Raw genomic sequence first — 9,337 nt, 5'->3', positions numbered from 1 at the left:
CGTGGGCGGGCGCCGGGCAGGCGGGGGCCGGTCCGCGGAGCCCCGCCGCGGCGGACGAGCCCGGCGGGACCGCCGCGGCGACGGCGGACGCGGGGCCCGGCGCGGGTCCTGGCACCGAGAGGGACGAAGCGGCGGACAAGGCGGCGGACAAGGCGGCTGACGCCACCGGAGGCGCGGCATGAGGATCCGGATGACGATCGTGGCGGCGGTGGCGACGCTGGCCTGCTCGATCGGCCTGTACCCGCTGTTCGCCGGCGGCCGGTGGTTCTGGACGGGCGTCGCCGCGGTGCTGGCGGCGGCCTGCGGCGGGCTCATCTCGCGCCGCCTGCGGCTCCCGGCCGTGCTGGACCCGCTGTGCGGGCTGGCGGCGCTGCTGCTGTACCTGACCGTGGCGTACGCGAGGGGCGAGGCGTGGCTCGGGGTCGTCCCGTCGCCCGGCTCGCTGTCGCACCTCATCGACCTCGCCGGGGACGGCTGGAGCGCGGCGAACCGGTACGCGGCGCCGGTGCCGCTGGTGCCGGGGATCGGGCTGCTGGTCGCCGCCGGGATCGGCGTGGTCGCGGTGCTGGTCGACCTGCTGGCGGTGCGGCTGCGCCGGGCGGCGCCGGCCGGGCTGCCGCTGCTGGCGATGTACAGCGTGCCCGCCGCGGTCCGCCAGGACGGCGTCGGGTGGCTGGCGTTCGGCATCGGCGCGATCGGCTTCCTCGCGCTGCTGATGGCCGACGCGCGCGAGCAGGTCGGCGGCTGGGGCCGGGCGGTCACCGTCCACCGGCACGGCGGCGAGCTGCCGCTGGCCGGGGCGGAGCCGCCGAGCGGCCAGCGCGTGCGGACCGACGGCGGCCGGCGGGCGGCGAGCGGGCGGCGGATCGCGGTCGGGTCGGTGGCGATCGCGGTGGTGCTGCCGATGGCGATCCCCGGGATCCACCCGCGCGGCGTGTTCGGCATGGGCGGCGGCGGTCGCGGCAAGGGCACCCAGACGGTCACGACGCCGGACCCGCTCGTCAGCCTGAAGCGGGAGCTGACCCGGCTGGACGACTCGGTCGTCCTCACCTACCACACCGACGACCCGGACGGCCCCGACTACCTGCGCCTGTACGCCCTCGACCGGTTCGACGGCGACCGGTGGACCTACAGCCGGCTGAGCAGCAGCGCCGCGGACCGGCTGTCGGGCCGGACGCTGCCGCCGCCGCCCGGGCTGAGCATCGCCCCGGTACACGAGGTGACGACGCAGGTGAAGGTGAGCGGCGAGGTCCGCGACATGACCTTCCTGCCGGTGCCGTACGCGCCGACCCGGGTGTCGATCAAGGGCGACTGGCGGGTGCACCGGCAGTCGCTGATGATCTACTCGCTGAGCGACTCGGCGGGCGGCCGCGCCTACACCGTCAAGAGCCTGCGCGCCGACCCGTCCGCGTCCGACCTGTCCGCCGCGGTCGGGTATCCGGCCGACGTCGTCTCGCACTACACCGCCGTCCCGAAGAACATCCCGCCGCAGGTCAGGACGCTCGCGCAGAACGTGACGGCGGGCGCGGCGACGGCGCGGGCGCAGGCGGTGAAGCTGCAGCGCTGGTTCACCCTGACCGGCGGGTTCACCTACGACCTGTCGACGCCGGCGCCGCAGCACGGCAACGACCTCGTCGACTTCCTGCTGCGCAGCAAGCGCGGGTACTGCGAGCAGTTCGCCGCGTCGATGGCGCTGATGGCGCGGATCGTCGGCATCCCGTCGCGGGTCGCGATGGGCTACACGTCCGGCACGCAGACGCAGCCGGGGACGTGGGTGGTGCGGTCGCGGGACGCGCACGCGTGGCCGGAGCTGTACTTCGAGGGGTCGGGCTGGGTGCGGTTCGAGCCGACGCCGTCCGGCGCGGCCGGGCAGGGCACCGCGGTGACGCCGGCCTACAGCCGGCCCGCGGGCGGCGGCGGCCGGCAGGGCGACGACGCGCTGCCGACCCCGGAGACGTCGTCGGGGCCGGACCGGTCGTCCGCGTCGCCGCAGGCGGCGCCGCACCGCAACGACACCGGCCCCCAGGGCGGCCTCACCGAGGAGGACTCCGGGGACGGCGGGCTGTCGGCGGCGCCGTGGATCGCGGGCGGGGTGCTGGTGCTGCTGCTCCTCGCGGTCCCGATGGTGCTGCGGGCGCTGACCCGGCGCCGACGCTGGGCGGTGCTGTCGGCGCCGCCGCAGAGGCGCGGCGGGGACCTGGGTCTTCTTCGGCAGGACGGCCGCGGCGGCGCGCCGGACGGCGTCCTGAACGGCGTCCTGCACGGCACCCCGGACGGCACCCCGGACGGTGGCCGGGACAGCAGCGGCGCCGCGCACGCGGCATGGCAGGAGATGCGCGCCGACGCCCTCGACCACGGGCTGGAGTGGCGGCCGAGCGACTCGCCGCGCGCGGCGGCGCGGCGGCTCGGCGAGCTGCTGGAACTGGACGCGGTCCCCGCGGAGGCGCTCGGCCGCATCGCCCGCGCCGAAGAGCTGGCCCTCTACGCGCGGTCCCGGCCCGCCGACCCGCCCGAGCGGCTGCGCGCCGACGTGCGGACGGTCCGCGCGGCGTTCGCGGCGTCCGTGGGGCGCCGGGCCCGCTGGCGCGCCCGGGTCTTCCCGCCGTCGGCGATGGCGCAGACGCGGTCCGCGCTGCGCGGCGCCGGCACCCGCGCGGCCGACCTCGCCGACCGCCTCAACGACCTGCCGAACCGCATGCGGCGCCGCTAGGGCCTCGCAGGCCCGCGGCGCCGCTCAGTGAGGCCGGTGCGGCCGGTTCACTCGCCTTCGGTGCGGCGGCGCCAGCGTTCCTCCATGCGCTCCATGAAGCCGGCCTTGGCGGGACGGGCCTGGCGGCCGCGCCGCGCGGGCTCGTTCCCGATGCCGGTCATCCGCTTCCAGCTCGTGAGGGCCCACACGCAGCAGACCACCATGAGCAGGAAGCCGGCCACGCTGACCGCGATGGTCGCGGTCCCGGCGTTGATGACGAGCCCGGCCATCAGCGCGCAGACACCGACGACGAACCCGAGCGCGGCCTTGATGATGCGGCGCTTGTAGTGCACCTGAGGGTTGGTCGACCGGACGGCGTGCGCGAACTTCGGATCCTCGGCGTACAGCTGCTGCTCGATCTGCTCGAGCATGCGCTGTTCGTGCTCAGACAGCGGCACGGCGCCTCCCAACGACAGCCCCGCGGCGGGGTATCCGATGCGGGACGGGAACGTCAACGGTGATATGCCCAGAATACGAGCACTCACCGGCGTACGAAAGCGAACGGCGGGTCCAGGGCCCCATACCGGTCAGCTCACCGCCTTCTTTCATCGTCTCCCGTCCCTGCCGTCGCGTGCGTCACCGTCGTGCGCGCGCTCGACCAAGGCGGCGGGTCGGACGGCGCCATGGCCGAACCGGTTCGCCACCTGGTCCATCGCGCGCTCGGCCTCGCGCCAGCCGCGTTCCGGCTCGTCGAAGGCGAGCTGACGGGGGGCCTCGCCGGCGGGGCACAGGTTCTCGACCCGCACCCCGACCAGACGGAGTCGTACCCGTTCCAGGCCCGCGCCCTCATAGAGCTCGCAGGCTGTGACATAGATCACACGCGCCAGATCGGTGGGTTCGCGGAGGGTCCGCGCCCGGGTGATCGTCTTGAAGTTCGCCATCCGGAGTTTGACGCTCACCGTGCGTCCCGCGTTCCCCGACGCGCGCAGCCGCGCACCGACCTTCTCGGCCAGCCGCAGCAGCTCCCGGCGGATCACCTCCGGGTCGTCGACGTCGGTGTCGAACGTCTCCTCCGCGCCGATGCTCTTGTCCGGGGTGTGCGGGACGACCTCGCGCGGGTCGCGGCCCCACGCCAGCTCGTGCAGATGCGCGCCCATCGCGTTGCCGAGCTCGCGCTGCAGCGTCGTAAGGGGGACCTGCGCGAGCTGCCCGACCGTCCGCAGCCCGAGCCGGGTCAGCGTCTGCTCCGTCCGCTCCCCCACGCCCCACAGGGACGCGACGGGCAGCGGGTGCAGGAAGTCGACGACGCCGTCGGCGGGCACCACGAGCAGGCCGTCCGGCTTGCAGCGGGTCGAGGCGAGCTTGGCGACGAACTTGGTGCTCGCGACGCCGACCGAGCAGGTGATGCCCTGCTGCGCGCGGACCTGCTCGCGGATCATCCGGGCGATCTCGGCGGGGCGGCCGAGGCGCCGGAGCGCGCCCGCCACGTCGAGGAACGCCTCGTCCAGCGACAGGCCCTCCACCAGCGGGGTGATGGACCGGAAGATCTCGAAGACGGCCGCCGACACCCGCCCGTACTTGCCGTGGCTGACCGGCAGCACCACCGCCTGCGGGCACAGCCGCCGCGCCCGCGACATCGGCATCGCCGAGTGCACCCCGAACTTCCGGGCCTCGTACGACGCGGCGGACACCACCCCGCGCGGCCCCGCGCCGCCCACCACCACCGGGCGGCCCCGCAGCTCCGGCCGCTCCAGCAGCTCGACGCTGACGAAGAACGCGTCCATGTCCACGTGCAGGATCGAGCAGCCGGTGTCGTCGGCGGGCGGCCCCGGCTGCGGACCGGGCCGGTGCAGCTGCTGCTTGCGGCTCACGCGGCCTCCTCGCCCAGCGGCTCGGAGGCTGCCTCGCCCAGCGGCTCGGCCATGCGTGAGCTCCGCTGCCGTGTTCGCCGGTTCGCTCCGCTCACGTGATCTACTCGGCCGGCTTGTCGGCCACCAGGTGCAGCTGGGTGGCCAGGTCGCGCAGCACCGGGTGCACCGCCGCGACGGACTCCAGCGCGATCAGCGCCTCCGCCGAGCCGGCGTCGCCGTCCAGCATCCCGCTCGGCACCAGGTCCGCGAAGATCCGCACGCCGTGCAGCTCGGCGACCCGCAGGCCCGCGCCGCGCACCAGCGCCGTCAGCGTCTCGCGGGTGAACCGGCGGGGCATCCGGTCGCCCTCGCCCCACCGCCCGGACACGTCCGTCAGCACCCGCCGCGCGTCGTCGAAGTGGCCGGACACGGCGCGGTGCAGCGCGGCGGCGACCTGCCCGGCCACCAGCACGCTCACCGACCCGCCCGGGCGGACGGCGGCGGTCAGCGCGGCCATCGCCGCGGCCGGGTCGTCGACGTACTCCAGCACGCTGTGGCACAGCACCAGGTCGGCGGCGCCGCCGCCGAGCAGGTCCGGCAGGTCGACCGCGTCGCCCTGGACGGCCCGGACCCGCACGCCGGACTCGGCGGCGCGGCGCTCCAGCGCGGCCAGCGCGTCCGGGTTGGCGTCCACGACCGTGACGCGGTGGCCGAGCTCGGCGAGCGGCACCGCGAACCCGCCGGTGCCGCCGCCGACGTCCACGACGTCGCTCCGGCCGGCCTCGGGGGCGATGCGGTCCAGGACCGTGCGCAGCGCCTCCCACAGGACCGCGCTGCGCACGCGGCTGCTCCCGCGCACCCGCTTCTGCTGCCGGCCGGCCACGGCCGCTCCGCTAACGTCGTTCATCCCCGCCCACCCTAGCCGCCCGCCGCCCGCGGACGGGCGCCAGGCGACGATTCGCCGTCAGAGCGACAGGGACGGCTTGAGCTGCTGCAGCCGCGCCAGTAGGCCGTTGACGAACCGGGGCGACTCGTCGGTCGACAGCTCGGTGGCGAGGCCGACCGCCTCGCTCACCGCGACGCCGTCCGGGACGTCGTCCACCCACAGCAGCTCGTAGGCGCCCATCCGCAGGATGTTGCGGTCGACGACCGGCATCCGCTCCAGCGTCCAGCCGGTCGCGTAGGTGGCGATCAGCTCGTCGATGCGCTCCCGGTGCTCCTGGACGCCCTCGATCAGCCGCACCGCGTGCGGGTACTCCGACAGCTCGTCCTGGTTGGGACGGCCGCGCGCCGCCAGCACCGCCGTCGGCTGCTCCTCCCGCAGCTCCGCCGCGAACAGGATGTCGAGGGCGAGCTTGCGGGCCTTGGTCCGTGCCGCCATCTCAGCCGCGGCCGAGGTACTCGCCGGAGCGGGTGTCGACCTTGACCTTCTCGCCCGTGGTGATGAACAGCGGCACCTGGATCTGCGCGCCGGTCTCCAGGGTGGCGGGCTTGCTGCCGCCGGTGGAGCGGTCGCCCTGCAGGCCCGGCTCGGTCTCGGTGATCTCCAGCACCACGGCGGCGGGCAGCTCGACGTAGAGCGGGTTCTCGTTGTTGAACGCGATCACGGCGTTCTGCTCGGGCAGCAGGTAGTTCGCGGCGTCGCCGACCGTGGCCGCGGGGATGTGCGGCTGGTCGTAGGTCTCGGTGTCCATGAAGACGAAGTCCTCGCCCTCGCGGTAGAGGTACTGCATCTCGCGCTTGTCCACGCTCGCCACGTCGACCTTGGTGCCGGCGTTGAAGGTCTTGTCGACGACCTTGCCCGACAGCACGTTCTTGAGCTTGGTGCGGACGAACGCGCCGCCCTTGCCGGGCTTGACGTGCTGGAACTCCTGGACGGTCCACAGCTGGCCGTCGAGGTTCAGCGTCATGCCGTTCTTGAGGTCGTTCGTCGTCGCCACTGCGTCATTCTCCCGGTCGCGGGCCCGCTCGCTGACCGGACGTCAGAGGACGAGCAGGTCCTTCGTCGTTGTGGTGAGGAGCTCCGGGCCGCCCGGGCGGACGACCAAGGTGTCCTCGATCCGGACTCCGCCCCGGCCCGCCAGGTACACCCCCGGCTCCGCGGTGATCGGAACTCGATCCATCAGCTTACCGGTCCTGTCGTACCCCATGAGCGGTGCCTCGTGGATCTCCAGGCCGACGCCGTGCCCGAGGCCGTGGGTGAACGCGTCCCCGTGCCCGGCGTCCGTGATGGGGCCGCGGGCGGCGGCGTCGACGTCCCTGGTCTCGGCGCCGGGGCGGGCGGCGGCGATCGAGGCGAGCTGCGCGCGCAGGACGAGGGCGTAGAGGTCGCGCTGCCAGCCGGCGGGTTCGCCGATCGCGACGGTGCGGGTCATGTCGGCGTGGTAGCCGCCGTAGCGCGCGCCGAAGTCGAGGGTGACGAGGTCGCCGCGCTGCAGCTCGCGGCCGCCGGGGTGGTGGTGCGGGACGGCGCCGTTCGGCCCGGACGCGACGATCGAGTCGAACGCGGGGCCCTCGGCGCCGAAGTCGACCATGGCCCGTTCGAGGGCGATCGCGACGGCCCGCTCGGTGACGCCGGCGCGGATCTCCGGCAGGACGGCCTCGAAGGCGCGGTCGGTGATGGCGCACGCCTCCCGCAGCAGGCCGATCTCCTCCTCGTCCTTGACCCGGCGGAGGTCCTCGACGAGGTGGCCGAGCGGCCGCAGCGGGATGTCGGCGGCCTCGGCGAGCGCGGCGTGCCGCTCGACGGTGAGGTCGTGCGCCTCGAAGCCGAGGACGCGGTGGCCGGACGCGGCGGCGCGGGTGGTGAGCGCCTCGGCGGCCCGCCGCTCGACGAGGGTCTCCATCTCGGGGCAGACCTCGGCGGCCATCCCGGCGTAGCGGCCGTCGGTGGCGAGCACGGCGGGGCCGTCCGCCGGGACGAGCAGCGCGGCGTTGGAGCTGTCGAGGCCGGTGAGGTAGCGGACGTTGACGAGCCGGGTGACGAGGACGGCGCCGGCGCCCGCGTCGGCGACGAGCGCGGCCAGCCGGCGGCGCCGCGCGGCGTGCCCGTCCCCCTGTGTCTCCTGCATGTGCGCCTCCCCCATGGTCAGGACTCTAGAGCACGCGGCCGGCGGTGGCCCGGCCCGTCTCGACGCGGTCACAGAACATGAGAATCGCTCGACTTCCGGGCCGCGGGTGGCCTAGCGTGCCTCGGCGAGTGATCGTTTCATCCCGCCCCGTCCCCCCGCACCGGACGTCCCTGGAGGGATTCCCCTTGACCCGAGTCAGCCGCCGCAGATTGCTCGGAACGGGCGCGCTCACCGCCGCCGGAGCCGTGGTCTCCGCGGCCGCGGCGCCCGCCGCCGCCGCGAAGACCCTCACCCGCCCCGCCACCGCCCCGGCCGCCCCCATGGCCGACAACGCCACCGCCGACGTCGTGATCGTCGGCGCCGGGCTGTCCGGCCTCGCCGCCGCCCGCGACCTGGTCGCCGCCGGCCTGTCCGTGATCGTCCTGGAGGCCCGCGAGCGGCCCGGCGGCCGCGTGTACGGCATGCCGCTCGGCGACGGCACCACCAGCGAGGGCGGCGCCGAGTTCATCGGCCCGACGCAGGACCGCATCGCCGCGCTCGCCAAGGACATGGGCGTCGCGACGTTCCCGACCTACAACACCGGCAAGAACGTCTACTACCGCAACGGGCAGCGGTCCCTGTACGCCACCGACGGCGTCCTGGGAGCGGTCCCGCCCGACTGGGGCGTGGTCGACCTGGAGGTGGCGCTGCTCAAGCTCGGGAGCATGGCCAAGGACGTCCCGGTCGGGCAGCCGTGGAAGGCCGCCAAGGCCGAGGAGTGGGACGCGCAGACCTTCTACACCTGGTCCCGGTCCAACTCGCTGAGCAGCGGCGCGCGGTTCCTGATGGACGAGTTCATCAGCTCCACGCTGTCGGTGCGCTCGCAGGACGTGTCGCTGCTGTACGTCCTGAACTACATCGCGTCGGCGGGCAACGAGAGCAACCCCGGCTCGGTCGACCGCCTCATCGACACCAAGGGCGGCGGGCAGGAGTCCCGGTTCGTCGGCGGGTCGCAGGAGGTGCCCGTCCGGCTGGCCGCCAAGCTCGGCGACGTCATCCGCTACAACACGGCGGTCCGGGCGATCTCGACGGACGGCGGCGCCGTCACCGTGACCGCCGACGGGCTCACGGTGTCGGCCAAGCGGGTCGTCGTCGCGATGTCCCCGGCGATCGCCGGGAAGATCGACTTCTCGCCGGCGCTGCCCGCGGCCCGCGCGCAGCTGATGCAGCGCTACCCCATGGGCTCGATCTGCAAGTTCGTCGCCGTGTACGACACCCCGTTCTGGCGCGCGGACGGGCTGACCGGGCAGGCCGTCTCCGACAGCGGCGCGATCGACGCGACGTTCGACAACAGCCCGCCGGACGGGTCGCGCGGCATCATGATGGGCTTCATGAACCAGGCCAACATCCGCAAGCTGGACGGGGCCTCGGCGGACGAGGTGCGGGCCGCGGGCCTCGCCGCGTTCGCGAACTTCTACGGCGACAAGGCCAAGACCCCGGTGCGGACCGCGTTCCAGCGCTGGGACAACGAGATCTGGAGCGGCGGCGGCCCGGTCGGCGTCGCCCCGCCCGGCGTCCTGACCGGCTTCGGCGAGGCGCTGCGGGCGCCCTGCGGCCCGATCCACTGGGCGGGCACCGAGACGTCCGACTACTGGACCGGCTACATGGACGGCGCGGTCCGCTCCGGCGAGCGCGTCGCCAAGGAGGTCAACGCCGCCCTCTGACGCCCGCATGACGTCGAGTCGCGG

Annotated in this window: 8 protein-coding genes and 1 pseudogene; 3 read left to right on the top strand and 6 right to left on the bottom strand. The window is 74.7% G+C overall.

Annotation, left to right across the window (positions count from 1 at the left end):
* A pseudogene (locus F9B16_RS53265) lies at positions 1 to 182 on the top strand (membrane fusogenic activity family protein); the annotation flags it as partial.
* Entirely contained in the window at positions 179 to 2,710 is a 2,532-nt protein-coding gene (locus tag F9B16_RS45885) for a transglutaminase TgpA family protein (RefSeq protein ID WP_225992532.1), read from the top strand. The pseudogene F9B16_RS53265 and the gene F9B16_RS45885, both read left to right, overlap by 4 nt.
* A 47-nt stretch (positions 2,711 to 2,757) precedes the next feature.
* Here F9B16_RS45885 and F9B16_RS45880 read toward each other — a convergent pair whose 3' ends face one another.
* The 6 genes from F9B16_RS45880 to F9B16_RS45855 form a co-directional block, all read right to left on the bottom strand.
* Positions 2,758 to 3,147, bottom strand: coding sequence for a DUF3040 domain-containing protein (locus F9B16_RS45880; protein WP_151544963.1), 390 nt, complete (start codon positions 3,145 to 3,147; stop codon positions 2,758 to 2,760).
* A gap of 147 nt (positions 3,148 to 3,294) precedes the next feature.
* The gene (locus F9B16_RS45875; RefSeq protein WP_151544964.1) at positions 3,295 to 4,560 is read right to left on the bottom strand and encodes a DNA polymerase IV; all 1,266 of its coding nucleotides are present in this window, start codon (positions 4,558 to 4,560) and stop codon (positions 3,295 to 3,297) included.
* A 100-nt stretch (positions 4,561 to 4,660) separates the two neighbouring features.
* Positions 4,661 to 5,446, bottom strand: coding sequence for a methyltransferase domain-containing protein (locus F9B16_RS45870; RefSeq protein WP_151546561.1), 786 nt, complete (start codon positions 5,444 to 5,446; stop codon positions 4,661 to 4,663).
* Between the two features lie 57 nt (positions 5,447 to 5,503).
* Positions 5,504 to 5,920, bottom strand: a complete 417-nt coding sequence (nusB, locus tag F9B16_RS45865; RefSeq protein WP_151544966.1) for a transcription antitermination factor NusB — start codon at positions 5,918 to 5,920, stop codon at positions 5,504 to 5,506.
* Position 5,921: 1 nt separating this feature from the next.
* Positions 5,922 to 6,479, bottom strand: a complete 558-nt coding sequence (gene efp / locus F9B16_RS45860) for an elongation factor P (protein ID WP_151544967.1) — start codon at positions 6,477 to 6,479, stop codon at positions 5,922 to 5,924.
* A gap of 42 nt (positions 6,480 to 6,521) precedes the next feature.
* A complete protein-coding gene (locus tag F9B16_RS45855; RefSeq protein ID WP_151544968.1) occupies positions 6,522 to 7,610 on the bottom strand; it encodes a M24 family metallopeptidase in 1,089 nt (362 codons plus the stop codon).
* 185 nt (positions 7,611 to 7,795) lie between these two features.
* Here F9B16_RS45855 and F9B16_RS45850 point away from each other — a divergent pair, with 185 nt between their 5' ends.
* Positions 7,796 to 9,313 carry a flavin monoamine oxidase family protein gene (locus tag F9B16_RS45850; protein WP_225992287.1) on the top strand — a complete coding sequence of 506 codons (1,518 nt, stop codon included), beginning with the start codon at positions 7,796 to 7,798 and terminating at the stop codon, positions 9,311 to 9,313.
* Positions 9,314 to 9,337 lie beyond the last annotated feature (24 nt).

It is taken from the genome of Actinomadura montaniterrae (assembly GCF_008923365.1).
Lineage (GTDB): Bacteria > Actinomycetota > Actinomycetes > Streptosporangiales > Streptosporangiaceae > Spirillospora > Spirillospora montaniterrae.
The sequence above is the reverse complement of the archived record's forward strand: the minus strand, read 5'-3'. Positions and strand labels throughout refer to the sequence as shown.

What these genes read in the sequence shown, in the direction of transcription:
- F9B16_RS45885 (WP_225992532.1), top strand. Translation starts at nt 179, where the DNA reads ATGAGGATCCGGATGACGATCGTGGCGGCGGTGGCGACGCTGGCCTGC.
- F9B16_RS45870 (WP_151546561.1), bottom strand. Translation starts at nt 5,446, where the DNA reads ATGAACGACGTTAGCGGAGCGGCCGTGGCCGGCCGGCAGCAGAAGCGG.
- nusB (WP_151544966.1), bottom strand. Translation starts at nt 5,920, where the DNA reads ATGGCGGCACGGACCAAGGCCCGCAAGCTCGCCCTCGACATCCTGTTC.
- F9B16_RS45855 (WP_151544968.1), bottom strand. Translation starts at nt 7,610, where the DNA reads ATGCAGGAGACACAGGGGGACGGGCACGCCGCGCGGCGCCGCCGGCTG.